Origin of the sequence: Tardiphaga sp. 839_C3_N1_4 (genome assembly GCF_051811045.1) — a bacterium.
Lineage (GTDB): Bacteria > Pseudomonadota > Alphaproteobacteria > Rhizobiales > Xanthobacteraceae > Tardiphaga.
The window spans coordinates 2,042,944-2,067,574 of the sequence record NZ_JBPWQD010000001.1; the positions used below are offsets into that span (position 1 = coordinate 2,042,944).

General features: G+C 62.9%; 20 protein-coding genes and 1 other RNA gene. 8 read left to right on the forward strand and 13 right to left on the reverse strand.

The genetic code is table 11. The annotated features are described in order from the left end of the window. Position 1 precedes the first annotated feature (1 nt). From AB8A38_RS09875 to rsmH, 5 genes are all read right to left on the reverse strand, one after another. Positions 2-1,438 carry a UDP-N-acetylmuramoylalanyl-D-glutamyl-2,6-diaminopimelate--D-alanyl-D-alanine ligase gene (locus AB8A38_RS09875; protein ID WP_439085846.1) on the reverse strand — a complete coding sequence of 479 codons (1,437 nt, stop codon included), beginning with the start codon at positions 1,436-1,438 and terminating at the stop codon, positions 2-4. After that, positions 1,435-2,892: a UDP-N-acetylmuramoyl-L-alanyl-D-glutamate--2,6-diaminopimelate ligase gene (locus AB8A38_RS09880; protein WP_439085847.1), complete on the reverse strand. Its 1,458-nt coding sequence runs from the start codon at positions 2,890-2,892 to the stop codon at positions 1,435-1,437. The genes AB8A38_RS09875 and AB8A38_RS09880 overlap by 4 nt, the downstream gene beginning before the upstream one ends. Positions 2,893-2,985: 93 nt before the next feature. Beyond that, the gene (locus tag AB8A38_RS09885; protein WP_439085848.1) at positions 2,986-4,749 is read right to left on the reverse strand and encodes a peptidoglycan D,D-transpeptidase FtsI family protein; all 1,764 of its coding nucleotides are present in this window, start codon (positions 4,747-4,749) and stop codon (positions 2,986-2,988) included. Beyond that, the gene (gene ftsL / locus AB8A38_RS09890) at positions 4,746-5,126 is read right to left on the reverse strand and encodes a cell division protein FtsL (RefSeq protein WP_439085849.1); all 381 of its coding nucleotides are present in this window, start codon (positions 5,124-5,126) and stop codon (positions 4,746-4,748) included. Before ftsL ends, AB8A38_RS09885 begins: the two co-directional genes overlap by 4 nt. A 2-nt stretch (positions 5,127-5,128) precedes the next feature. Beyond that, on the reverse strand, positions 5,129-6,124 hold the full coding sequence (gene rsmH / locus AB8A38_RS09895; RefSeq protein ID WP_439085850.1) for a 16S rRNA (cytosine(1402)-N(4))-methyltransferase RsmH: 996 nt from the start codon (positions 6,122-6,124) through the stop codon (positions 5,129-5,131). Between the two features lie 526 nt (positions 6,125-6,650). On the opposite strand from rsmH, the gene AB8A38_RS09900 reads away from it, so the two are divergent. After that, complete coding sequence (locus AB8A38_RS09900; protein WP_439085851.1) at positions 6,651-7,502, forward strand: peptidoglycan recognition protein family protein; 852 nt, start codon at positions 6,651-6,653, stop codon at positions 7,500-7,502. Here the strand turns inward: AB8A38_RS09900 and AB8A38_RS09905 are convergent. Next, positions 7,499-8,758 (reverse strand): RNA polymerase sigma factor, encoded by a 1,260-nt coding sequence (locus AB8A38_RS09905; protein WP_439085852.1) that lies wholly within the window; start codon positions 8,756-8,758, stop codon positions 7,499-7,501. The genes AB8A38_RS09900 and AB8A38_RS09905 overlap by 4 nt on opposite strands. A 4-nt stretch (positions 8,759-8,762) precedes the next feature. Further along, complete coding sequence (locus AB8A38_RS09910) at positions 8,763-9,113, reverse strand: YciI family protein (RefSeq protein WP_439085853.1); 351 nt, start codon at positions 9,111-9,113, stop codon at positions 8,763-8,765. Between the two features lie 200 nt (positions 9,114-9,313). Here AB8A38_RS09910 and rnpB point away from each other — a divergent pair. Further along, positions 9,314-9,748, forward strand: an RNA gene (rnpB, locus tag AB8A38_RS09915) — RNase P RNA component class A. 80 nt (positions 9,749-9,828) lie between these two features. Here the strand turns inward: rnpB and AB8A38_RS09920 are convergent. The 5 genes from AB8A38_RS09920 to AB8A38_RS09940 form a co-directional block, all read right to left on the reverse strand. Further along, positions 9,829-10,557, reverse strand: coding sequence for an alpha/beta hydrolase (locus tag AB8A38_RS09920; protein WP_439085854.1), 729 nt, complete (start codon positions 10,555-10,557; stop codon positions 9,829-9,831). A gap of 95 nt (positions 10,558-10,652) precedes the next feature. Then, positions 10,653-11,612: a helix-turn-helix domain-containing protein gene (locus AB8A38_RS09925; RefSeq protein WP_439085855.1), complete on the reverse strand. Its 960-nt coding sequence runs from the start codon at positions 11,610-11,612 to the stop codon at positions 10,653-10,655. Positions 11,613-11,804: 192 nt separating this feature from the next. Continuing rightward, complete coding sequence (locus AB8A38_RS09930; protein ID WP_439085856.1) at positions 11,805-13,607, reverse strand: ABC transporter ATP-binding protein; 1,803 nt, start codon at positions 13,605-13,607, stop codon at positions 11,805-11,807. Positions 13,608-13,947: 340 nt separating this feature from the next. Then, positions 13,948-15,531 (reverse strand): DHA2 family efflux MFS transporter permease subunit, encoded by a 1,584-nt coding sequence (locus AB8A38_RS09935; protein ID WP_439085857.1) that lies wholly within the window; start codon positions 15,529-15,531, stop codon positions 13,948-13,950. Between the two features lie 14 nt (positions 15,532-15,545). Continuing rightward, the gene (locus AB8A38_RS09940; protein ID WP_439085858.1) at positions 15,546-16,778 is read right to left on the reverse strand and encodes an HlyD family secretion protein; all 1,233 of its coding nucleotides are present in this window, start codon (positions 16,776-16,778) and stop codon (positions 15,546-15,548) included. A gap of 186 nt (positions 16,779-16,964) precedes the next feature. Here AB8A38_RS09940 and AB8A38_RS09945 point away from each other — a divergent pair, with 186 nt between their 5' ends. Beyond that, on the forward strand, positions 16,965-17,597 hold the full coding sequence (locus AB8A38_RS09945; RefSeq protein WP_439085859.1) for a TetR/AcrR family transcriptional regulator: 633 nt from the start codon (positions 16,965-16,967) through the stop codon (positions 17,595-17,597). Positions 17,598-17,606: 9 nt separating this feature from the next. Here AB8A38_RS09945 and AB8A38_RS09950 read toward each other — a convergent pair whose 3' ends face one another. Then, the gene (locus tag AB8A38_RS09950; RefSeq protein WP_439085860.1) at positions 17,607-18,848 is read right to left on the reverse strand and encodes an extensin family protein; all 1,242 of its coding nucleotides are present in this window, start codon (positions 18,846-18,848) and stop codon (positions 17,607-17,609) included. A 467-nt stretch (positions 18,849-19,315) separates the two neighbouring features. Between AB8A38_RS09950 and AB8A38_RS09955 the strand changes: the two genes are divergently transcribed. The 5 genes from AB8A38_RS09955 (at position 19,316) to AB8A38_RS09975 (ending at position 24,538) form a co-directional block, all read left to right on the forward strand. Next, complete coding sequence (locus AB8A38_RS09955) at positions 19,316-20,326, forward strand: ABC transporter substrate-binding protein (RefSeq protein ID WP_439085861.1); 1,011 nt, start codon at positions 19,316-19,318, stop codon at positions 20,324-20,326. A gap of 2 nt (positions 20,327-20,328) precedes the next feature. Further along, complete coding sequence (locus AB8A38_RS09960) at positions 20,329-21,144, forward strand: ABC transporter ATP-binding protein (protein WP_439085862.1); 816 nt, start codon at positions 20,329-20,331, stop codon at positions 21,142-21,144. Position 21,145: 1 nt separating this feature from the next. After that, positions 21,146-22,000 carry an ABC transporter permease gene (locus AB8A38_RS09965; protein ID WP_231077590.1) on the forward strand — a complete coding sequence of 285 codons (855 nt, stop codon included), beginning with the start codon at positions 21,146-21,148 and terminating at the stop codon, positions 21,998-22,000. A gap of 217 nt (positions 22,001-22,217) precedes the next feature. Beyond that, positions 22,218-22,913 (forward strand): L,D-transpeptidase, encoded by a 696-nt coding sequence (locus AB8A38_RS09970; RefSeq protein ID WP_315841305.1) that lies wholly within the window; start codon positions 22,218-22,220, stop codon positions 22,911-22,913. Between the two features lie 74 nt (positions 22,914-22,987). Next, on the forward strand, positions 22,988-24,538 hold the full coding sequence (locus tag AB8A38_RS09975) for a DUF4403 family protein (RefSeq protein ID WP_439085863.1): 1,551 nt from the start codon (positions 22,988-22,990) through the stop codon (positions 24,536-24,538). Positions 24,539-24,631: the final 93 nt, after the last annotated feature.

Consider the following 24,631-nt stretch of genomic DNA (forward strand, 5'->3'; position numbering starts at 1 on the left):
CCTATACCGCGGCGTCGTCGAGCGCGGCGTTGCCGGGAAAGCGCTTTTCGAGCGCGGAGACAATCGGTTTCATCTTCGAGCCGAGCGAACCCTTGACCATGATGGCGTCACCGGCGCGGATCACGGCCAGCACCTGCGATTCGAGCGCCGCCGCATCTCCGGCATAGCCGCCCCGCTTGCCCGTGGAAAGAGTGTCCCAAAGATTGCGCATCAGGGGACCACAGCAAAATACCAGATCGATGCCGTTAGACTGGACCGCATCCAGCAGCCCGGCATGAAGTTTCGCGCCATCGGCGCCGAGCTCGAGCATGTCGCCGAGCACAGCGATACGGCGGCCCTTCGGCCCGATGGCTGCTGCGCCCAATACATTGATGGCCGCCGCCATCGAGGCCGGATTGGCATTGTAGCTCTCGTCGATCAGCGTCGCCTCGCCGCCTGACACTTCGAGCACGTGGCGAACGCCCCGGCCCGCAGCGGGCACGACCTGCGACAGCGTCAGCGCGGCATGCGCCAGATCGGCCCCCATCAGCGACGCTGCCGCCAGCACCGCGAGCGAATTCATCGCCATGTGGCGGCCGGGCATACCGAGCTTGTAGGTCACGTCATGGCCGAGGATATTGGCGTGCACCGCCGAACAGGTCGGATGCAATGAGACATCGAGCAGCCGTGCCTCAGCCTTCTCGTCTGCGCCGAACGAGACGATGCGCGAGACACCGGCCTTCTTGGCGCTCTTCTGCAACCGCGCGAATTGCGCATTGTCGCGATTGAGAATCGCGACGCCATCGGGCTCGAGCCCCGAAAAGATTTCGGCTTTCGCATCCGCGATCGCTTCAACACCGGCGAAGAATTCCAGATGCACCGGCTCGACGGTGGTGATGACGGCGTAATGCGGCCGGACCATCTTCACCAGCGCCTCGATTTCGCCGGCATGGTTCATGCCGATCTCGAAGATCGCGAAACGTACATCGGCGGGACAACGCGCCAGCGTCAGCGGCACGCCCCAGTGATTGTTGAACGACGCGACCGAGGCATGTGTCTTGCCCTGCGCTTCCAGCACGCGGCGCAGCGCTTCCTTGGTCGAGGTCTTGCCGACCGAACCGGTGATCGCAATGATCGGCGCTTTCAGACGTGCACGCGAGGCGATGCCGAGTTCGACGAGCGCTGCGAGCACGTCGTCGACCACCAGCAGGCGCGCATCCGCGGGAAACTTGTCACGCTGCGCGGCTTCGACGACAGCAAGACCAGCACCGGCCTTCAGCGCGGCCTCGACGAAGGCGTGGCCGTCATGCACGTCGCCCTTGATCGCAAAGTAAGCCTCGCCGGGCTTGATGGTGCGCGTATCGATCGAAATGCCGGTGATGCCGTCGGGCAACGCGCCCTGTTTTGTGGCGCGCATCGCATCTGCCATCGCGGCCGATGTCCAAAGAAACTCGCTCATGCAGTCCTCTTGGCAAGCGCCGCTGCGGCGGCCTCGTGATCGCTGAAGGGCAGCGTGCGGTCACCGACGATCTGTCCGGTTTCATGGCCCTTGCCGGCGATCAATAGTGCATCGCCGGGCTGCAGACCTTCGACAGCCACGCGGATGGCCTCGGCGCGGTCGCCGATTTCGGTGGCGCCCTTCGCGGCCGCCATGATGGCCGCGCGGATGCTTGCGGGATTCTCGCTGCGCGGATTGTCGTCGGTGACAATCACGCTGTCGGCATTTTCGCTGGCGATCTCGCCCATCAGCGGCCGCTTGCCGGCGTCGCGATCGCCGCCCGCGCCGAACACCACGACGAGCTTGCGCTTGGCATAGGGACGGAGCGCCTGCAGCGCCTTCGCGAGGGCATCCGGCTTATGGGCGTAATCGACGAAGACCGGCGCGCCGTTGTGCGCACCGACCTGCTCGAGACGCCCCTTGGCGCCCTGGAGATGTTCGAGCGCGGCGAATGTCGCATCGACGTCGCCACCGGTGCCGATGACAAGGCCGGCCGCAACGAGCGCGTTCTCGATCTGGAATTCACCGACCAGTGGCAGCTTGATCTGATGGCTCTTGCCGCGATGCTCAAGTGTGAGTTTCTGCGCGAAGCCTTCGACCGTGGCATCGACAAGGCGAATACCCTCGGCTGCACCGTCGCCCTTGCGGCCGACTTTCATCAGGCGCAAGTGGCGCGACTGTGCAGCATGGATCACCTGCGGCGAATGCTCATGATCCGCCGCGATCACGGCGACGCCACCGTCCACGACCAGATTGAGGAACAGCCGCAGCTTGGCACTGAGGTAGTGCGCGACGTCCGGATGGTAGTCCATATGATCGCGCGACAGATTGGTGAAGCCGGCGGCAGACACACGTACGCCATCAAGCCTGAACTGATCGAGGCCGTGCGACGATGCTTCGAGCGCGAGATGCGTCACGCCCTCGCTGGTGATCTCGTCGATCTGCTGGTGCAGCGAGATCGGATCCGGCGTCGTGAGCGAGCCATAGACGGTGCGCTTCGGCGACACGAGACCGATGGTGCCGATGCTTGCTGAGGCATATCCGAGACGGCCCCAGATTTCGCGCGCAAAGGATGCAACCGATGTCTTGCCCGACGTACCCGTGACGGCGGCGATGACCGCGGGCTGGCGCGGATAGAATTTGGCGGCAGCCAGAGCCAGCGCAAGGCGCGGATTGGGCGTGCGCACGAAGGGCACGGACAAACTGTCGGGCTTGTGGGCACCGGCGACGGCGACGGCACCCGACGCCAGTGCCTGCGCGATGAAACGCGAACCGTCGGTCTTCGCACCTGCCAGTGCGAAGAACAGATCGCCCGGTTTCACTGCGCGGCTGTCCACAGCCAGTCCGGTGACGGTGACATCCCTTGCGGACGGCTCCATCACGGCATCAGGGTTGAACAAATCGCGTAGTTTCATGCTGCTCCGGGCAGGCCAGATCGAGTGACACATCGGGTTCCGCAACGCCACGCAAACCGCATTTTGCACCTGCTGTAAAGCGCAGATGCGGCGTTACTGAGTCACCTTGGATGTCGCAAGAATAAGGCGGTCGGACGGCGCCAGATCGAAGCGCGGCTCGAGCCCCAACAGCGGCGCGATACGGGCGATCACGTTGCCGCCCGTCGGCACCGCATTCCAGCCCGAGGTGATGAAACCATGGGTTTCCGGCAGCGCCTTCGGCTCGTCCAGCATCACCAGCACCTGGAATTGCGGATTATCCATCGGCAGCACGGCGGTAAAGGAATTCAGCACCTGCTTCTTGGAATAGCGGCCGTTGACGACCTTTTCGGCCGTGCCGGTCTTGCCGCCGAGATAGTACCCCTTGGCCCTGGCTTCTGCCTGCCGCGCCGAACCGACCTCGGCATTCAGGCGCATCATGTAGCGCACCTTGTCGCTGGTCTCTTTCTTGATGACGCGCTTGCCGATCTCCCGCGCTTCCTCTTCGGTGCGCTTCAGGAAGGTCGGCGGGATCAGCAACCCGCCATTGATCATCGCATTGACGCCCATCACCGCCTGCAGCGGCGCCACGGCCATGCCGTGACCGAATGCGATGGTGATGGTGTTCAGTTCACCCCAGCGTTTCGGCACGATCGGCATCGCGCTTTCCGGCAGTTCGGTGCGCAGGCGATCGAGCTGGCCGACTTTCTTCAGGAAGGCCTTGTGCGCTTCGACGCCCTGCCCGAGCGCGATCTTCGCAGCACCGACGTTTGACGAGAAAGTGAAGACTTCGGCGAGCGAGATCGGACGCGGCACCGGATGGGTGTCGTGGATCTTGAACTTGCCGTAGCTCAGCGGATAGCGCGCGTCATACATCGTATTCAGATTGGCCTTGCCGCTGTCGAGCGCCATCGCCAGCGTCAGCGTCTTGAAGGTCGAGCCCATTTCATAGACGCCGGTGGTCAGGCGATTGATGCGGTCCGGATCGTGCGCTTCCTTCGGATTGTTCGGATCGAAGTCGGGCAGCGAGACCATGGCGACGATCTCGCCGGTCTTCACGTTCGACACCAGACCCGACGCCGCCTTGGCGCTGTATTTCGCCTTGGCCTTGAGCAGTTCATCGCGCAGCGCGTGTTCGACGCGCAGATCGACGGCGAGCTCGACCGGCTTCTGCAGACGATCCGAAGCAAAGCCCGCGCGATGCAGATCGGCAAGGCCATTGCTGTCGAGCCATTTCTCGATGCCGGCAATGCCCTGGTTGTCGATATTGGTCAGGCCGATCAGATGCGAGACCGCCGCACCGCTCGGATAGACGCGCTTGTTCTCGCGCAGGAAGCCGATGCCCGGAATGCCGAGGCGATGAATGTCGCGCTGCTGCTGCGGCGTGATCTCGCGCTTCAGCCAGGCAAAGCCCTTCTTGCTCATGATCCGCTCGCGCACTTCGGCGCCGTCGAGATCGGGCAATGCGCCAGTGAGCAATTCGACCGCTTCGTCCTTGTCGATGATACGGCGTGGCTCCGAGAACAGCGATGGTGACTTGACGTCGGTCGCAAGGATCGCGCCATTGCGGTCGACGATATCGGGACGCGCGGTGGCGATAGCGTCACGCGTGGCGCGGCGTTCGGCATGGGTATCGCCGTTGACGGCAAACATGATCAGACGCACGGCAATGATGCCGTAGACGCCGCCGAACGCGATCATCGCAAGACCAACGCGCGCGCGTGCCTTCGCCGCACGGTCGACGTTGCGCCCGTAGAGCAGGCTGCGGATCAGACGTTGGCGCCAGGGCTCCGGCGGCCGGGTGATCGGTTTGTTCGCGTCGAGTTGCGGACCTGTCACTGCGGATCCTCCGGCGCCGGCAGCGAGCCGGTCACGATATCCGGATCGATGGTGTGGATCATCGCGCCGATCGGATCGGGCTCACCGGGCTTGGCAAAGTTCGGCGGCCGATCCGGCAGATTCTTCAACGTGTCGAATTGCTGCGCCGTCACCGGCTGCAGCTTGAGATGACGTTCGGCCAGCCCCTGCAGCCGCATCGGCGCATCCAGCTTGGCCCATTCGGCACGCAGCGACGCAATTGCGTCGCGCTGTTCTCGAATATCGGCGTGCAGGCGCAGCACTTTCTCGGTGCGCACGGTGGATTCCATCTTGATGCGATAGACATAGGCGGCGGCGAAGACGAGAACGGCGATCACGAGAAGGTGGATGATCCGCATAGTCAGCCTCCCCTCAACACGGAGGCGAGCGTCGGCCAGCCCGGCAACGGGCCGGCATCCTGCGCCGGCGCATCGGTGCGTTCGGCGCCGCGCAGCTTCGCGGACCGCGCGCGCGGATTGGCCTTGAGTTCTTCGTCGCCAGCGGTAATCGGGCGCTTGTTGACGAGCGAGAAGCGCGGCTTCGATTGCGCGACCTCGGGCAGATGCCGCGATCCGCCGCCGGTCTTGCTGCGCTCGGTGATGAAATTCTTGACGATGCGGTCTTCCAGCGAATGGAACGAGACCACCGACAGTCGACCACCCGGCTTCAGCACGCGCTCGGCAGCGGCGAGCGCGGTATGGAGTTCGTCGAGCTCCGCATTGACGAAGATGCGCAGCGCCTGGAACGTGCGCGTCGCCGGATGGATCTCGCCGGGCTTGGCCCACACGACTTTCTGCACGATATCGACGAGCTGCTTCGTCGTCTCGATCGGCGCTTCCTTGCGCGCCGCAATGATCGCGCGCGCGACGGAGCGGGAGTGCCGCTCCTCGCCGAAGATATAGATGATATTGGCAAGATCGGCTTCGGAGGCTTTCGCCACCACATCGGCCGCGGTCGGCCCGTGCTGGCTCATGCGCATGTCGAGCGGTCCGTCGAAACGGAACGAGAAGCCGCGTTCAGCCTGATCGATCTGCATCGACGAGACGCCGACATCCATCACGACGCCATCGACGAGCGGCTCGCCCTGGGCAGCACACACATCGGCGAGATTGGAGAAGCGATCCTCGACCAGCGTGAGACGGCCGTCAGACGCGTCGACCAGATCGAAACCACCGGCGATGGCCGTCTGGTCGCGATCAATGGCGATGACGCGGGTTCCCTCGGTCGCCAGGATCGCGCGGGAGTAGCCGCCGGCGCCGAATGTGGCATCGACATAAATACCACCGGCGCGCGGGCTCAGCATGTCGACGGCTTCCACGCCGAGAACGGAGATATGTCTTGTATCGGGCGTGCTCATGCGCGCGCCTGCCGGAAGCGCGCAAACAGCGCGTTCCGTTCCTTCGCATCGAGGCGCAAAATCAAACTGGACACGAACAGGCCCATGTCGCCTCAATTGTCGGCGCGGCGCCCGGCTTTTCTGACCAAAAAGCCCGATCGCCGCACGATTGCGGGTTCCATTCGACGCGCCGCCCGCGTTTTGCGCGAGGCAGGCCTGATGTCCGCATGGATTCTTCGGGATTGCCATGGGATCAGAACGCCGGGATCTGAGCGTCAAAATGGAACTTTGGCCGCCCTTTTCAGGTTGGCTCTTCACCACTCAGTAACGGCACTTAGCGTTAAGAAAGCGTTGATGGGTTGGAGAGCAGTCGATCAATTACAAGTGCCGGTTTCATCGTAGTGCTGATGCTTTAAGCCCACAGTGGATAAAAATGGGGCAAAACTGTCATGCAGTCGTTGCATAGCAAGGTGCCGGTCGAGGATAGTACGCGCCTGCGGCGCAACCGATATGTGCTGCTGTTCTCGTGACTGATTTGAGTTTTCTGATGGCTTCACCTTCGTCCGCACCCGCTGGATCCGACTCCAAGCGTCAACGCGCCCTCCCGATGCCCAAGGGCGCCGCGGACATGCCGACCTTTACCCCGGATTCATCCGTCGTTTCCGATGTGATCCCGTCGCCGAATTTCGGTGACCGCAACAAGGGCCTCGTGCCCGACATGATCGTGCTGCACTATACCGGCATGCCCGATCCGGAAGGCGCGATCACGCGCCTGTGCAGCGCGGGCACCGATGTCTCCGCGCATTACATTGTGCTCGAGGATGGCCGCATCGTGCAGACGGTGCCGGAAGCCAAGCGGGCCTGGCACGCCGGCGTCGGTTTCTGGGCCGGCGAAGAGGATATCAATTCCTGCTCGATCGGCATCGAGATCATCAATCGCGGTCATGACTGGGGCTATCCGGATTTTCCAAGCCGGCAGATCGCCGCCGTCACCGCGCTGTGCCGCGGCATCATGCTGCGTCATGACCTGCAGCCGCATCGCGTGCTCGGTCATTCCGACGTCTCGCCCTCGCGCAAGAAGGATCCCGGCGAAAAATTCCCGTGGCACTCGCTGGCCAATTCCGGCGTGGGCCACTGGGTGATGCCGGCGCCGATCGTGCGCGGCGAAACCATGAAACTCGGCGCTGCGGGCGACGACGTACTGGCGCTGCAACATGCAATGGCGCGCTATGGCTACGGCATCGAGACCGATGGCCAGTACAATGCCCCGACCATGGAAGTGGTCACCGCCTTCCAGCGCCATTTCCGTCCCGAGCGCGTCGATGGCCTCGTCGATCATTCGACGCTGACCACGCTGCAGGCCCTGCTCTCCAGCCTGCCCAGCGAAGCGACAGCCTAGATCTCCGGATCGGTCATCTCGTCCAGCTCAGCCAATCGCCGCGCGTAAAGCCGGCGCAGCGGTGCCAGTTGCGTGGCCGCGCTGGCCCGATAATACGCATCGCGGGCAGCATCGCGCCGGCCGAGACGGCGCAACAGGTCGGCGCGCACCGCCGGCAGCAGATCGTAGCCGTCGAGTCCGCCTCGCGCCTGCAATGCGTCGACCAGATTCAAGGCACGCAGCGGACCATCGACCATCGCCACCGCCGCAGCATGGTTGAGTTCGATCACCGGCGATGGCCTGATCCGCAGCAGGACTTCGTAGAGCCCGGCGATCTGCGGCCAGTCGGTGGCTTGATAGCTTGGCGCCCGCGCATGCAGCGCCGCGATCGCGGCCTGCACTACATAGTCATCGGGTCGGCCCGGAGCGTGCAACGCGTCCTCGACCAGCCGCAATCCCTCGGCAATCTGTTGATGATCCCACAGCGACCGATCCTGCGCTTCCAGCAGCACCATATCGCCATCCGCCGTTGCACGACCGGAGCGGCGCGCGTCGTGCAGCAGCATCAGCGCCAGCAGGCCTTTGATCTCGCGTCGCTGCGGCAGCAGCGTATCAAGCAAACGAGCTAGCCGGATTGCTTCCCGCGCCAAGTCCGGCCGCATCAGATCGTCGCCTGACGTGGCAACGTAGCCTTCGGTGAAAACCAGATAGATCACGGCCAACACGCCGCGCAGGCGCTGTTCGAGCGCATCTCGCACAGGCACTTCATAGGGAATTCCGGCGATGCGGATCTTCTGTTTGGCTCGGACCAGACGCTGCGCCATGGCGTCTTCGCCAATCAGAAACGCCCGTGCCACCTGAGCGGTGCTCAATCCACAGACGGTCCGCAGCGTCAGCGCCACCTGCACCTCCGCGGCGAAAGCCGGATGGCAGCACGTGAAAATCAGCCGCAGCATGTCGTCGTCGAGAACGGCGTCATCACAGCGATCGTCATTTGCGCACGCATTCAGCAACAGCTCATGCGTCACCTGTTCCCGCTTGTCGCGAAACGAGACCAGACGCCTGACACGGTCGATCGCCTTGTTGCGGCCGACATTGACAAGCCACGCACGCGGATTTGCCGGCGGCTCGGCGGCTGGCCATTTTTCAAGCGCAACCGCAAAAGCATCCTGCAACGCATCTTCAGCCAAATCGAAATCGCCGACGAGACGGATCAGCGTCGCCAGCGCGCGACCCGCCTCGTTGCGAAAGATCCTGTCGATTTCGGCTGACGTCATGGCGTCAGTTATAGGCCCAGATCGGCCGCACCTCGATCGAACCGATCCGCGCGCTGGGAATCCGCGCCGCAATCGCCAGTGCGGCATCGAGATCTTTCGCATCGACCAGATAGTAACCAGCGAGCTGTTCGCGCGTCTCGGCGAACGGACCATCGGTGGTGAGCATCTTGCCGTCGCGCACCTGCACCGTGGTCGCAGTGGTCGTCGGCTGCAGCCGGTCAGCTGCCTTGAAATTGCCGCTCTGGACGATGGACTGGGTGAACGCGCCATATTCCTCAAGCATCTTCTTGCCTGTGGCGGCGTCCATTTTCGCGTACTCGGCTTCGTTCTGGTAGATCATCAGCAGATACTGCATTGCGTTCTCTCCTCTTGAGCGGCGCCATTCGCCGTGACATGGGCATGATCGGGTCCGAAAACTGGTTTCCATTTTCCGGGATCATGCCGTCAGTCGAACGAACCGGCAGCAGAACGACATCTTCAGGATAATTTATTTTGGCAAAGACTGCGCGCGTTCCTGGCTTGACGCCACGGCCCTGAGCCTCCATGCCTGTGCCGTCAGTCGGCTGGACGGCCGCTCCCGCTACGGTCGAAAGGCTGCGGGAGAGGAAAGTCCGGGCTCCATCGACATACGGTGCCGGATAACGTCCGGCGGGGGTGACCCCAGGGAAAGTGCCACAGAGAACGAACCGCCTCGCCTCCCTCCGCAAGGAGATGGTGCGGTAAGGGTGAAAAGGTGCGGTAAGAGCGCACCGCGTATCCGGCAACGGAAACGGCATGGCAAACCACACCGGGAGCAAAACCGAATAGGGACGGCAAAGCAGTCAGTTCGCTCACCTTGAGCGATAACACTGCGGGGCAATGTCTTGCTCGCTGTCCGGGTAGGTTGCTTGAGGCCATAGGCAACTATGGTCCCAGAGGAATGGCCGTCACGTATTGCCGGTGCAAATCGGCGATGCCCTACAGAACCCGGCTTACAGGCCGGCTGATAACTTTCTGAACAACGAAGGGCCCGGCGCAACACGCCGGGCCCTTCGCCAGTTTTGGCGCCGATGACCGCACCGAAATCTGCTTCAGTCCCGTCCTGCCTGAATGATCGCCTCTGCGAGGCGTGCAGGATTGCTGAAGAACATTTCATGGCTGCCCGGACATTCGACCAGCCGAAACAGACCAAGACGTTCGGATAGTCGCGGATGCCATGGCAGGCTGTGTGGCAGCGCAATGTCCTGCTGACAATTCACGTAGGATTTCCCGACCGCAAGTTCGGCGAGAGGCTTGCTCAGCGAAATCTTGTCGGTGAATGTCTTGTAGGGATGCGGATTGAGTTGCTCATAGGCTGACTTCGCCAGTCCGAAATCGGCATCGTTGATGAAAGCGTCGCGCCAGATTTCGAACGGCAGCATCACCGCGTTGTTGTTGGCGGCAGCGATGGAATCGAACAGGCCAAGGTAATGCGGCGGCACCATGTCGTTGAGCGACTGTCCGTCCAGCGGAACGAAGGCGTTGACATAGACCAGGCGCTTGATGCGTTCTGCCATACGGTCCGCGACGCCCGAAATCACCATGCCGCCATAGCTGTGTCCGACAAGGCGTATGTCCCGCAGATTTTCTTTCTCCATATAATCAGCGATCGAAGCGATAGCCTGCGCAAGCCCAACTGTGCTGCGGTCGTCATTCGCGTTGTTGCCAGCGACCGTCGGGCAATGAACGACATGCCCGCTCGCCCGCAGATGACCGGCGACCGCGTCCATCTCCTTCCCCGTGTGCCAGGCGCCGTGAACCAGGACGTATAGATCTGCCATGCACTCCTCCCGATGTTCCCCGGACATTCATAAACGCCGACATGCCGGGCAGATGGCCGGATTGCGCCAGCCCAATCGACGATTTGCGTCACAGGCTATCGTCGGCGCCTGAACTCGCCGGGGGTCACACCCAGATATTTGCGCCACTGGCGGATAAAATGTGATGGATCTGTCAGGCCGACCTTCTGGCCGATGCCACCGATACTCACACGGTCGAAGCGCGGCTCGGCCAGCATCTTGCGGGCCATTGACATGCGGCAGTCGGCAAGCAGCCCGCTAAAGGTTACGGACGCACTGGCGAGACCGCGATGCAGCGTGCGCTCCGAGATTTGCAGTTGCGCGGCGATCGACGCTGCAGTGAGGCCGGGCTCGGCATAGCGTTCGCTCAGAGCGCGACGAATCCGATCAATCAGCGCGAGCGTGCCAGACGTCTCTGTCGTCGACCGCGTCACATCGCCTTCCAATGTCAGAGCCAGCAGGGCTCCCAATTGATCGACGAGGAGAGACGCCGGCAGCGGACTGCGAACGGCCAGTTCCGGTGACCATTGCCGGACGAAGCCGCTCAGTGCCAGTCCCCAGCCAGACTGTCCATCAATCACCCGGCCGAGATGCTGCTCGGGCGCGGTAAGCCAGCGCTCGACCCATCCCATCGGCAGCTCCAGCGAAATCGTGTCCGACGTCACCGGAAAATGAAATTCATAGGGGCGCCGCGAATCCACCAGAAGAAGATCATGGGGGCGCAACATCGCCGTTCTCTCGCATTGCGTGGCCGACCAGTTCCGGTCGGTCTTGCAAAGCAGATAGTAAAAATTGGACTGGCCGCGCGAGATGGCGCGTCTGGTGCGATAGACATGCTGGGGATCGCCTCGAACTTGATTGACCCCAATCACATCGAGCTGCCCGCGCTGTAGTTCGGACGCAAAGCTCGCGGACGCCAGGCTGGCGATATCCATCTCCAGAAAGCCTTCGCAGACCGCGGAAATCCAGTAATCCAGCCGTCGTTCCGGCTCGACGAGAGCAGTCGACCATGTCTGAATGTCCGGCGAGCAATCCATCGTCGAGCCCCAATACGGTCTATACTGGTCGCAGGATCGACAGAGTGTTGCGCAAAGCAGGAACTGTCAACGACATCCGATTTTGCGACGACGGGCGCCGCCGTGCGGGTGTCGCCACGATCGGCTCGCCCACGGGGGACGAACGCATTAATGCGAACGAGGGCCAACGGCGGCCCCCGTTCCTTCCTGATATCATTCCGCGGCGGCGGTGCGATCGAGATCCAGTACCTGCCGTTCGAACAGGCCGCGATAGATGCCGTTCGGCCGGGCCGTGAGCGTCGCATGGGTGCCCTCTTCCGCGATGTGCCCGTGATCGAACACCAGAATGCGATCGAGGCTGCGCACCGTCGACAGGCGATGCGCGATAACGATCGAGGTGCGACCTTTCATCAGCCGCTCCATCGCCTCCTGGATCAACGCCTCCGACTCTGAATCGAGGCTCGATGTCGCCTCGTCCAGAATCAGCACCGGTGCGTCCGCCAGGAATGCACGCGCCAGCGCGACACGCTGCCGCTCGCCGCCCGACAGTTTCACACCGCGCTCACCGACCAGCGTGCCGTAACCTTTCGGCAGCCGGGTGATGAAGTCATGCGCATTCGCCAGCCGCGCCGCCTGTTCAATCGCCGCCATGCTGGCGCCGGGCCGGCCATAGGCGATGTTGTCGGCGAGCGAGCGGTGAAACAGGATCGGATCCTGCTGCACGATCGCAATCCGGCTACGCAACGATTCCTGCGTGACATCGGCGATGTTCTGACCGTCGATCATGATCTGGCCACCCGACACATCATAGAGCCGCTGGATCAGCTTCACGAAGGTCGTCTTGCCGGAGCCCGAACGCCCGACCAGACCGACGCGCTCGCCGGCGCGGATGTCCACCGACAGCCCGTCATAGAGCGGCGTGGCATGACCTCCATAGTGGAACGTCACGTCATCGAACAAAATGCGCCCGCCGGTGATCGCAATCGGCTGGGCCTCGGGAGCATCGGCGATGCCGAGCGCGACATCATGAATCGCGACAAGCTCCTCCATGTCGTTCACCGAACGCTGCAGGTTGTTGATGTGCATGCCGACATCGCGCAGATAGCCGTGGATCACGACATAGCTCGTCAGCACATAGGTGACATCGCCCGCCGTGGCCTGACCTTGCAGCCACAGCCACAACGCGCCCCCGATCACCGCCGTACGCACGCAGAGCAGCACTGCGAGCTGCACTGTGCTCGTGGTGTTGTAGCGATACCATGTGCGCGCCACGCGCACGCGCCAGCGGCCGACGACCTGCCCCAGCCGACCGTCTTCACGACTTTCCGCACCGAAGGATTTCACCACGGCGTTACAGGTCAGGGCATCCGCCAGCGTACCGCCGACCTTGGTGTCCCATGCATTCGACACGCGCGCAGCCGGCGCGATGTAGCGCGTGGAGAACCACACGGTCATTGCGATATAGGCGACCGCACCGACGGCGATGACGCCGCCCAGCGCAGGCCAGTGCCAGCCAAGCAACAACATCGAGCCGAGCAGCACCACCAGCGACGGCAGCAGCGCCATCAGCAGCGTGTCATTCAGCAGATCGACCGCCCACATGCCACGCGTGACTTTGCGCACCGTGGAGCCCGCAAAACTGTTGGCGTGCCAGTCGGTAGAGAAGCGCTGCACGCGCGCGAAAGCCTCGCGCGACAGATCGGACATCATGCGCAGCGTGAACGGAACGATGGCGTGGATGCCGAGCAGCCGCAGCAGCATCGACGACGCGCCGAGCGCCACGATGGCGCCGAAGGCGACATAGGCCGCATGCCGCGCCGCCGGATCGGCGCCGCCTTTGGTGACGGCATCGACCAACTGGCCGGAAAACAGCGGCATGAACAGGTCAGCCACCGTCGCGCCGAGCAAACCGGCAGCGGTCACCGCGACACGGCCGGGCTGCCGGAACCAATGCCGGATCACGAAAGGGATCACCACGCGGATAGCGGCGGCGCGGTCTTTGGGCTTCAGAGTCATGACTTCATCCGGCAGCGCCCCTGCGCAGACCGGCTCCATGGTTTGACGCGCAACGGGCAGACCGAGCGCGAGCGTCCTAAAAGTACAGAAACGGGAAAGATCAGGATGATCGGGACATCAGGCCCGACCGGCAGAGGCGGAACCGGGGCTCAACGAGCCCGCATAAACCCGCATGCGTGCACCGAACCGAGAATTCCGGAGAGCAGATCAATCGACTTCATGCAGACTCTCCCTCGGGTTCGAGCAATGGATAATGATTTTATAGATGTGCCGCCGACTTTTGGCAACATGATGGCCGGCAGGAAAGCGTCGGCTGGCGATAGAACCGCTCCAGCCGCGCCTAGTGCCCGCCGCCTGCATTGGCGGGATTGCTGGGCTTGTTCAGCAGCATCACCATGAGGCTGAGACCGACATAGAACACCGACAGCGCGAAGAACGCGTCGCCAAAGCTCATCACCACGGCCTGGCGATGCACAATCTGCGACAGCTGCTTCATCGCCATGCGCGACGCGTCACCCATACCCTGGAACTTCTGGGTGAACATATTGAGCATCTCGACCGCCTGCGCATTGCCCCAGGTGACCTTGTCGTGCAAACGCGTGATGTGGAAATCAGTGCGGTGATCGAGCACAGTATTGATCAGCGCGAGGCCGAGCGCGCCGCCGAGATTGCGCGTCAGATTGAACAGGCCGGAGGCGTTCTTCAGCATCTGCGGCGCCAGCGTGCCGAGCGCAATGTTGTTGATCGGCACCATGGCCATCATCATGCCAATGCCGCGCAGGATTTGCGGCAGCAGCAATTCGTAGAAATCGAAATCGCGCGTCACCCATGTCATTTGCCAGGTGCCGGCAGCGAACAGCACCAATCCCGTCATGATGAGATAGCGCATGTCGATCTTCTGCATCAGACGTGCCACCAGCGGCGCCGTCAGGAACATCGCAACGCCCGAGACGAACATGGTCTCGCCGATCATCAGCGCGCTGTAGCCGCGGATCTCCGCGAGATAACGCGGATAGAGATAGGTCAGGCCGTAGAGCCCGATGCCGACGCAGAATGAGAACAGACAGCCGAGCGCGAAATTGCGATCCGTGAAGGCACGGATGTCAACGATGGGCTCCCGCGCAGTCAGCACGCGCCAGAAAAATGCGATGGCCGACAGCAGGCAGATGACCGCGAAGATCGCAATCGACGTGTCCTGGAACCAGTCGTTACGCGGCCCCTCTTCCAGCACATATTCCAGCGAGCCGAGGAAACCCGCCATGAAGCCGAGGCCCCACCAGTCGAAATGATCGAGCAGTTCGAAATGCGGCTCGTCGAAATCCACCAGCGCGAGCACGCCGATGGTGATGCCGATGCCGGGGACCACGTTGATGAAGAACAGCCAGTGCCATGACAGCGCATCGGTGATGTAGCCGCCCACCGTGGGTCCGATGGTCGGCGCCAGCGTCGCGACGAGACCGATGATCGGGCCGACGATGTGGAATTTGGAGCGCGGAAACACCGTATAGGCCGAGGCGAACACCGTCGGGATCATGCCGGCGCCAAGGAAGCCCTGGATCGCGCGCCACAGGATCATCTGCTCGATCGACGAGGTGAAGCCGCACATCAGGCTGGCGAAAGTGAATCCGGCGGCCGAGATCGCAAACAGCAACCGCGTGCCGAGTGCGCGCGACAAAAAGCCGGACAGCGGAATCGCGATCACTTCCGCAATCAGATAGGCCGTCTGCACCCACGAGACTTCGCTGGACGACGCAGACAATCCGGCCTGGATTTCAGACAGCGAGGCCGAGACGATCTGAATGTCCAGGATCGACATGAACATGCCGAACACCATGATCAGAAACGCGATCAGGCGTTTCGGCGCGACATAGTCCGCAGCCGGAGTGGCCGGCGGTGCGCCTGACACGGTGGTGGTCGTGGACATCTGCTTGTCCTGACTTAGCGCGCGGGTTCTGCACCCGGCTTGGTGTTGACGCGGACATAGACCGACATGCCGGCGCGCAGCAGGTTTTCCTTGGCGACATCAGCCGGCACCCTGAGACGCACAGGCACGCGCTGCACGATCTTGGTGAAGTTGCCGGTGGCGTTATCCGGCGGCAACAGCGTGAACACCGAGCCTGCGGCAGGCGCGAGGCTTTCCACCGTGCCTTCGATGGCGCGGCTGCTATCGGCGTCGAGCTCGATCGAGACCGGCTGGCCCGGCTTCAGGCGGCGCAACTGCGTCTCCTTGAAATTGGCATCGATATAGACGTCGTTCAGCGGCACGACATTGCCGAGACGCTGACCCATCGAAACGAAATCACCGGTCGAGATGAGACGGTTGGAGAAGATGCCATCCACCGGCGACTTCACGGTGGTGAAGTCGAGATCACGCACGGCCTTGTCCAGCGCGCTCTGCAATTCGGCGAGCTGTGCGCGGGCTTCGTTCTGCTGTGCCTTCGTCACTTCGACGCTGCTCTTGGCCGCGTCGACGGATGCCTTCGCGGCCTTGACGGCAGCCGAGGTCTGGTCGCGGTTCGACTGCGAGGTCTCGTAGACCGAGCGCGAAGCAAAACCCTGCTTGCTGAGTGTTTCCTGGCGGTCGAATTCAAGCACGGCGCGATTGGCGGCGGCATCGGCCGATGCGAGCTGGGCCTGCGCCTGCTCGACGGCGCTTTCCTGTGCACCGACCTGACGGCCGATCCGTTCGATGGTGGCCTTCTGGGTGTCGATCTTGCGCTTGGCGGCGTCGACAGCGATGCGATAGTCACCGTCATCGATCCTGAAGATCACCTCGCCGGCCTTCACTGCCACGTTGTCGCCCGGCAGGATCTGCGCGATGTGGCCCGAGACGCGCGCTCCCAGCGTGGTGTTGCTGGCGCGGACATAAGCGTCGTCGGTCGAAACGATGAAGCGGCCGACCAGATAGTAGTTGATGCCGTAATAGACGCCTGCGACGGCGAGCAGCGCGCCAACGCCGAGCAGTACTTTTTTCTTCTTGCCGGATTTTGGCGCAGCAGTCTGCGCGGTTGCGGCTGGTGCTTCCGTGGCGGGTTGTTCAGGTGCGGGCGCATCCGCAGGACCGCGGGCCGCGGGTTCATCCGCGGCGGGCGACACGACGCGTACCGGCGCGCTGTCAGCCTCGCCTTCGGGGCGGATGATACGGGCAGCCTGGTCGCGTGGTCCGGCCATTCCGGCCTCCTCAAACGTGAGAATGCGGAGACCATCGGACAGGCCGGGTTCTCCGCTTGCTGCGGCAATATGTAAATTGACCGAACGGTTCGGTCAAGATATAGTTCGGCCAGTTCATCACGATTTTGCGTTATTCCGGTTTCATCGCGGGCGATATCCCGTTGATTCATCGAACAGGCTGAACGAATGGTTGCCTCCCACCCTGCCCCCCTCTCGCCTGTCGGCGAGGAAGACAGCGCCAAGCGCCGCCAAATTCTCGACGGCGCGCGAAAAGTCTTCCTGGATCTGGGCTTCGACGGCGCCAGCATGGGCGAGATCGCGCGTGCCGCCGGTGTCTCCAAGGGGACGCTTTATGTCTATTTCACCGACAAGAGCGCGCTGTTCGAGTCGATCGTCGAGCAGGAGAAGCTCGAACAGGGCAAAGCTGTCTTCAATCTCGATCCGGAACGCGATGCGGTGACCACGCTCGGCGAGTTCGGCCGCGCCTATATTCAGTTGCTGTGTCGGCCCGGCGGCGGCTCGGCGATCCGTACCGTGATGGCGATCGCGGAGCGCATGCCCGATGTTGGCAAACGCTTTTACGAAGCGGTGCTGGCGCATGCGATCCGGCGCGTCGCGGACTATCTGGATGCCCGCGTGGCGGCGAAGGAGCTCCGGATCAAGGACACCGAGTTGGCGGCAGCGCAGTTCATGATGTCCTGCCAGGCGACGCTGTTTCAGCCCTTCATCTTCCAGGCCAAGCCGACTCCGACGCGCGCGGAAATCGACAAGGTCGTCGACAGCGCGGTGCAGATGTTCCTTGCCGCCTACCGCATCTGACGCGCTCGTCTATTCGTTCTCGTAGAAGTCCTCGTCATCGGGCGATTTACGCGTCGACTTCTTGGCCGTGCGGCCGATCGAGCCGGTCACGCCGCCGTAGTCACTGTTGCGGCTGGCATAGGGGTTGCGGCTTTGCGCGCGTGCGGCAATCTCCTCGCCCGACACGGCAGCCGGCTGGCAGATCACCGGGCGCTTGGGCCGGCGCATCAGATCCACGTGAATGTGATCGTAGTGATAGACGTTGGAGCCCGGCGCCAGCACGGTGTTGAAGACTTGGCACGCGCCGCCCTGGATGTCGCGCAGGAAGCCCTGCTCTTCCGGCATCCCCTTCCAGCCTGCCTTCACCGAGACGCTGCGACCATCGGCGAGCACGAAGGCGGAGATATCGAGCGCGTTGCCGAATGCGTGTTCGGAGATGTGTGCGCGCGAATTGCCGTTCATGCCGCGGCACGAATAAGCGGAGATCTGCTTGATCTCGGCGACACGGGTACCAAACCAGCGCATCGCTGCCGGCTGCACGGACTCCGCGAGCCACTTGTCGAGTGCCGAGACGATCGGACAGGCCAGCGTCGCCGTCGGTTTCACGACGACGGGGCCAACCGAGCCCGTGACATTGCCCTGTCCCGGGCCGAGACGCTGCGGGGCATAATCCTGCGGCGGCTGGCTCTGCTGCACACCTGAACTATAGCGGCCGTAAGGCGCGCGCTGCTGCGGCTGCGGTGCCGGCATCGTTTGCGGCGAACCTTCCGGCGGCAGTTCGATTTCGTCTTCATTGTCCGGCGGCACGCCCGGCGCGTTCAGTGAGATCGGCCCGTTATTGGCAGCGCCGCCATAGGACGAACCGCCATAGGACGGCTGCTGCGGCGCGGCTTGCGGATAGGAATTCGGATAGCTGCTGGCGGGGTGCGCCATGGTCTGTGGCTGCTGCTGGACCGGCCAACGCGGCTGGCCTGCACCGCTGATGCCGCCAGGCGGCCGCAAGGTCTCATCGGCAAAACCATAGCTGCTGCTGGCCTCGCCAAGGGCTGCGACCTTCAAGGGAAATTCAGCGCCGCAAACACCAGGCCCGGAAATCGGGTTGATCCGAACGAGATCAGCGCCCTCTTTCACCGTGCCGGATTTGAGACATGCGACTTCTGCCTCGGCACGCCATGGTTCACGTTCCTGGGTCTGAAACAGACCGCGTCCGCAACCCGCAAGCGAAACAAGGACGACGGAGCCGACGAGATACAAACGAACTCTGCGCGTCATTCGCGCAAGGTGGTCGAAATGTTTTAAAGACTCTTCAACGCATTGAATTCACGTTTGATTTACCATGTTGCCGACGCTCATACGGCTACGGCCGCAGTTGGTCGACTTCCTTCTCTTTTCTGCGGGAACGGACTGCCAGCTTTCGCGTTACTCAGCGCGACAACGTCAAAGGGAGGGTTCCCATGACTATGTTCGGCCAACTCAGCGTTGTGGCCGCCTATGCGGCAATCGCCTTCGTCGGCGCTATCGTATTTGGCGTGCTGTAGAGCCCTAATCCCATAAAGCTTTCTCATCCATGGCGTCCGCTCTCCCGAGCGGGCGCTTTTTGCTGCCGTAACCTGCCAATAGCCGATTGACAGTTTGACGCAGGCCGGGGCCTGATACCCCCGTTGCGAGCGCTTGCGCATCAGCCGGGACGATCGCCCGCGCAGTAGACCAGCGCCGAATTCAGAAGTCAGGAAACGCCTATGCGCAAATTCTTTGCCGCAGCCATTGCGGCTGTATCACTCGCCGCTGCACTTGCAGCCCCTGCTGCGGCGCAAACCCCGATCAAGATCATGGTTGGCGGTATCGACAAGCAGATCTATCTGCCGGCGAAACTCGCGGCGCAGCTCGGCTTCTTCAAGGAACAGGGGCTCGACGTCGAGCTGTTCAACTCCACCTCCGGTTCGCAGGCGGCGACCGCCCTGCTCGCGCGCGAAGTGCAAGGCGTGGTCGGCTTCTACGATCACACCATCGACCTGCAGTCCAAGGGCAAGTTCATCACCTCGGTGGTGCAGTTCGCCGTCGCGCCAGGCGAAGTCGTGCTGGTGAAGGCTGCCGACGCCGACAAGCTGAAGGATCCCGCCAACTGGAAGGGCCAGACGCTCGGCGTCACCGGTCTCGGCTCTGCCACCGACTTCCTGACCCGCGCGCTCGCCGCCAAGGCGGGCCTGAAGATGCAGGACTACACGCTGGTGCCGGTCGGCGCCGGCGATACGTTCCTGGCTTCCATGCAGCAGGGCAAGATCGTGTCCGGCATGACCACCGAGCCGACGGTGGCGCGCGCGGTGAAAAACGGCACGGCTAAAGTCGGCATCGATCTGCGCACACCGGAAAGCACCCGCGCTGCACTTGGCGGCGATTATCCGGCCGCGTGTCTCTATATGGACCGCGCCTGGATGGAAGCGAACAGGGAGACGGCACAGAAGGTCGTCAATGCCTTCGTGAAGACGCTGAAGTGGATGAACAGCCACTCGCCGGAGGAAATCGCCGCGCAGATGCCGAAGGACTATTACGCCGGCGAACTCGATCTCTATGTGCAGGGCCTGAAAGAAGGCAAGCCGCAATACTCCGTAGACGGCATGATGCCGGCGGGTGCGCCGGAATCGGTGCTGAGCGTGCTGAACAGCTTCTCGCCCAACCTCAAGGACAAGACCATCGATCTCGCCAAGACCTACACCACGGATTTCGTGGTCAAAGCCAACGCGACGAACTGAGCATGTCAGCAATTGCATCGCCCTCCGCCGTCGCGCTGAAGAACGTCGCGCGCCGCTTCGTCACGCCTTCGGGTGACGTTCTCTCCGCGCTGGAGGATTTCGACCTCAGCATTGCGCCCGGCGAATTCATGGCCGTGGTGGGCCCGACCGGCTGCGGCAAGTCAACGACGCTCGGGCTGATCGCCGGGCTCGCCCGCCCGCAAGGCGGCGAAGTCACATTGTTCGATGCGCCCGTGACCGGCGTCGATCGCCGCGTCGGCTTCGTGTTCCAGCAGGATGCCGTGTTTCCATGGCGCGACGTGCTCGGCAATGTCATGGCCGGGCCGCTGTTTCGCGGCGTCCCGAAAGACAAGGCGGAAGCCACCGCGCGCGACTGGATCATTCGTGTCGGCCTGAAAGGCTTCGAACATCACCATCCGCATCAGCTCTCCGGCGGCATGCGCAAGCGCGTGGCGCTGGCGCAGACCTTCATCAACAATCCGCAGGTCCTTTTGATGGACGAGCCATTCTCCGCGCTCGACGTGCAGACTAGGGAATTGATGCAGGAGGAACTGCTGCAGCTGTGGGCGCAGGCGAAATCCGCGGTGCTGTTCGTCACCCACGATCTCGACGAAGCCATCCTGCTCGCCGATCGCGTCGCCGTGCTGACCACGCGACCGGCGCGGGTAAAGTCCGTCCACACCATCGACCTTCCGCGTCCACGCGATGTCGCGACGCTGCGCTACGATGAACGTTTCATCGCCATTGCGCGCAAGATCTCTGACGACCTGCGCGAGGAAGTACTGCGCGCACGGGGCGCTGACGCGCGGGGACACTGACATGACCGAGACAACAGTGACCGCCCCCCTCGCCACCGACGGCCGCATCGAGACCGCCGTCCAGCGCCTGCGCCGCCATCAACGCCTGGTGCTGGCGCTGCGGCTTGCCGTTCTCGTATTCCTGATCGGCGGCTGGGAATTCGGCGTCCGCCTCGGCGTGATCGATCCGTTCTTCTTCGGCCAGCCATCCGGCATCGTCACCAAGCTGATCGACTGGACCGAAAACGGCACCTCGATCGGGCCGCTGTGGAAACAGATCTGGGTGACGATCTACGAGGCCGGCGCCGGCTTTCTGATCGGCTCGGCCATGGGCATCCTGTGCGGCATCGCGCTAGGACGTAACCAGCTCCTGTCGGACGTATTCTCGATCTACATCAAGGTCGCGAATTCGATCCCGCGCGTCGTGCTCGGCTCGATCTTCATCGTGGCCCTCGGCCTCGGCGCGGCATCGAAGATCGCGCTGGCCGTCGTGATGGTGTTCTTCGTGGTGTTCGCCAACGCCTTCCAGGGCGTGCGCGAGGCCGACAAGAACCTGATCGCCAATGCGCGCATCCTCGGCGCCAGCAACTGGCAGATGACCCGCGCGGTGGTGCTGCCCTCAGCCCTGTCCTGGATTCTCGCGAGCCTTCATGTGTCGTTCGGCTTCGCGCTGGTCGGCGCCATCGTCGGCGAATTCCTCGGCGCCCGCGAAGGCATGGGGCTGCTGATCGCAACCGCACAGGGCTCGTTCGATTCCAACGGCGTGTTCGCCGCGATGATCGTTATCGCGATCGTGGCACTGCTGGCCGAATGGATCCTGACCATGATCGAGAACCGGCTGCTGACCTGGCGCCCGGATACCACCGTTAACGAGTGACCACCGAAGCCCGGCGCGCTTGATTCAAATCGGCGCGCCGACGGTCATTCCCGATGCAACAATGTTGCCCCTATCCCCTGCGACGACACATTTCCCCGCCGCGACGAAACCGTTTTGCAGAATTGACGCAAATCTCCTGAAACGGCCGCTGGGTACATCTCCTGCCAACGAGGCGCCGAACGGGCGCTCATTCACAGGCGCTCAAACGGAGATTCCCATGATCACCCTCGCTTCTTTCGAACGAAAAATTCGCCGTGCTGCCGTCGCCATCGGCGCGCTCCTTGCCGGCGCATTCTCCTTTGCCCACCCGGCAGCCGCAGCGCCGCTGCCGCTGTTTCCGTTCTTCATGGCGCCGCCGGTCCAGAGCGAGCCTGCGCCCTATATGCAGTCGCCGCAGGTGGATGACGAACGCCAGGCCATCGAACAGCCCGCGCGCTTCAGGCGGCAGATCGTCAACTATCCGACCCGCGAGGCCCCCGGCACGATCATTGTCGATACGCCGAACACCTATCTTTATTACGTACTCGGCAATGGCCAGGCGATCCGCTATGGCATCGGCGTCGGCCGCGATGGTTTCACCTGGTCCGGCGTACAAACCGTGACCCGCAAGGCCGAATGGCCGGCATGGACCCCGCCCGCTGAAATGATCGCACGCCAGCCCTATCTGCCGCGCCACATGGCCGGCGGCCCCGGTAACCCGCTCGGCGCCCGCGCCATGTATCTCGGCGGCACCATCTATCGCATCCACGGCACCAATATGCCGGAGACCATCGGCACGCAGGTCTCGTCGGGCTGCATCCGCCTCACCAATCAGGACGTGTCGGATCTGTATTCCCGCGTCACAGTCGGCACCAAGGTCGTCGTGCTGCCGATGGATCGCCGTGCAGACAGCGCAAGCGGCAAGCGTGGCTAAAGTCGGGCACGGTTCATAACTGGCGCGCATCACCACAGCATTGTAATGTCCCCGCGTTTTCGAGCGGGGACATCATGCGTCTGAAACCAATTCTCATCGGCGCGGTGCTGGTCGCCGTCTTTTTCGTGGTCGCACTCAAGGTGATGGACTATGTGGCTCCGCGCGGCACTGGCCCGGCGCCGGTGCTGGTCGCATTGCCGCCACTGCCGCCCTCACCCGCACGCAGTTCAAGCATCATCGCGCCGGTCGCCATTGCACTCACCGCGATCCGCGATGCCGCCGACCGCGGCGCGCCGCGCAGCTTCAGCGGCACGGCCGACAATCCTGTACAGCAATTGCTACAAGATGCCGATATCAAGTGGACCGCCGCACGCGGCCCGATCGCGGCGACCGGCGCGCAGGACACGCTGACCATGTCCGCGCCCCTGACCGGCGCGCTCAATGTCACCGGCGCGATATCGACGAATGTGCGCGATGCGCTGGGCGGCGCGCTCGGCAACCTGCTCGGCGGCAATGTGGCCAAGCAACTTGGCAACATCAACATCAAGAACGTCAATGCCAATGCGGAAATCCGCGGCAATGTGGTGGTCTCGGCGCAGCCACGGCTAACCCCGAACTGGCGGATCGACCCGAACCTGGCCGCTCAGGTGACGCTCGGCGATACCAATGTCGCGGTCGCCGGTGCCCGCATCAATGTGCCCGCGCAGGTCAAGCCGATGATCGACAATGCGGTGAACGAGCAGATCATCGCCCTGCAGCAGCGCCTGCGCAACGATCCCGCCTTCGAGCAGAATGCCCGGCGTGAATGGGCCAAACTCTGCCGGTCGATCCCGCTGCAAGGTGCGAGCGCATTGCAGAACCTGTTCATCGAACTGAAGCCGACGCGTGCCGTCGCCGCCCAGCCGCGCATCGATGCCAGCAATTTGACGCTGACACTCGGCGTCGAGGCCGAAACACGCGTGACCTCAACACAGACGCAGCCGAATTGTCCGTTCCCTGCCACACTCGCCATCGTGCCGCCCGGCCCCGGCAAACTCAGTATCGGTGTGCCCGTGGACATGCCTTTCACTGAACTGAACAAGATCATCGAGGCGCAGCTCGCCGGCAAGACTTTCCCGGAAGACAATTCCGGCGCGGTCGCAGTGACGGTGAAGAAGGCAACTGTTTCCGCATCCGGCGACCGCCTGCTCATCTCATTGCTGGTGAATGCCAAGGAGAAGCAGAGCTGGTTCGGTCTTGGCGGCGAAGCAACCGTCCATATCTGGGGCAAGCCTGCGCTCGATCAGGCGGCACAGACGCTGCGCTTTACCGATCTGGAACTTGCCGTTGAATCAGAAGCGGCCTTCGGCCTGCTCGGCGCGGCAGCTCGTGCAGCTATGCCATTGCTACAGAATACACTGGCCGAACGTGCGACCATCGATCTGAAGCCCTTTGCCTCGAACGCACAAAAGAAGATCGCCGCCGCTATCGCGGATTTCCAGAAGAACGAAAACGGCATCCGCGTCGGCGCCGAGATCAGCAGCCTCCGCCTTGGCGGGATCGCCTTCGACTCCAAAACGCTGCGGGTGATCGCGGAGGCCGACGGCGCCATCAATGTGAATGTGACGGCCTTACCGGGGCTATAGATTTAACGCGATGACGCGGCGAAGAGCGCACCCGCGAAATGGGCGCGCTCTTATCGTTGACTTGCTGCCTATTAACTCACGTTGTCAAAACGT

Bases quoted from the DNA above. Each gene is read 5' to 3' on its own strand.
- AB8A38_RS09880 (WP_439085847.1), bottom strand. From the start codon at position 2,892: ATGAAACTACGCGATTTGTTCAACCCTGATGCCGTGATGGAGCCGTCC.
- AB8A38_RS09975 (WP_439085863.1), top strand. From the start codon at position 22,988: ATGCGTCTGAAACCAATTCTCATCGGCGCGGTGCTGGTCGCCGTCTTT.
- AB8A38_RS09935 (WP_439085857.1), bottom strand. From the start codon at position 15,531: ATGTCCACGACCACCACCGTGTCAGGCGCACCGCCGGCCACTCCGGCT.
- rsmH (WP_439085850.1), bottom strand. From the start codon at position 6,124: ATGAGCACGCCCGATACAAGACATATCTCCGTTCTCGGCGTGGAAGCC.
- AB8A38_RS09960 (WP_439085862.1), top strand. From the start codon at position 20,329: ATGTCAGCAATTGCATCGCCCTCCGCCGTCGCGCTGAAGAACGTCGCG.
- AB8A38_RS09900 (WP_439085851.1), top strand. From the start codon at position 6,651: ATGGCTTCACCTTCGTCCGCACCCGCTGGATCCGACTCCAAGCGTCAA.
- ftsL (WP_439085849.1), bottom strand. From the start codon at position 5,126: ATGCGGATCATCCACCTTCTCGTGATCGCCGTTCTCGTCTTCGCCGCC.
- AB8A38_RS09910 (WP_439085853.1), bottom strand. From the start codon at position 9,113: ATGCAGTATCTGCTGATGATCTACCAGAACGAAGCCGAGTACGCGAAA.
- AB8A38_RS09965 (WP_231077590.1), top strand. From the start codon at position 21,146: ATGACCGAGACAACAGTGACCGCCCCCCTCGCCACCGACGGCCGCATC.
- AB8A38_RS09905 (WP_439085852.1), bottom strand. From the start codon at position 8,758: ATGACGTCAGCCGAAATCGACAGGATCTTTCGCAACGAGGCGGGTCGC.
- AB8A38_RS09970 (WP_315841305.1), top strand. From the start codon at position 22,218: ATGATCACCCTCGCTTCTTTCGAACGAAAAATTCGCCGTGCTGCCGTC.
- AB8A38_RS09955 (WP_439085861.1), top strand. From the start codon at position 19,316: ATGCGCAAATTCTTTGCCGCAGCCATTGCGGCTGTATCACTCGCCGCT.
- AB8A38_RS09930 (WP_439085856.1), bottom strand. From the start codon at position 13,607: ATGACTCTGAAGCCCAAAGACCGCGCCGCCGCTATCCGCGTGGTGATC.
- AB8A38_RS09925 (WP_439085855.1), bottom strand. From the start codon at position 11,612: ATGGATTGCTCGCCGGACATTCAGACATGGTCGACTGCTCTCGTCGAG.
- AB8A38_RS09945 (WP_439085859.1), top strand. From the start codon at position 16,965: ATGGTTGCCTCCCACCCTGCCCCCCTCTCGCCTGTCGGCGAGGAAGAC.
- AB8A38_RS09875 (WP_439085846.1), bottom strand. From the start codon at position 1,438: ATGAGCGAGTTTCTTTGGACATCGGCCGCGATGGCAGATGCGATGCGC.
- AB8A38_RS09940 (WP_439085858.1), bottom strand. From the start codon at position 16,778: ATGGCCGGACCACGCGACCAGGCTGCCCGTATCATCCGCCCCGAAGGC.
- AB8A38_RS09950 (WP_439085860.1), bottom strand. From the start codon at position 18,848: ATGACGCGCAGAGTTCGTTTGTATCTCGTCGGCTCCGTCGTCCTTGTT.
- AB8A38_RS09920 (WP_439085854.1), bottom strand. From the start codon at position 10,557: ATGGCAGATCTATACGTCCTGGTTCACGGCGCCTGGCACACGGGGAAG.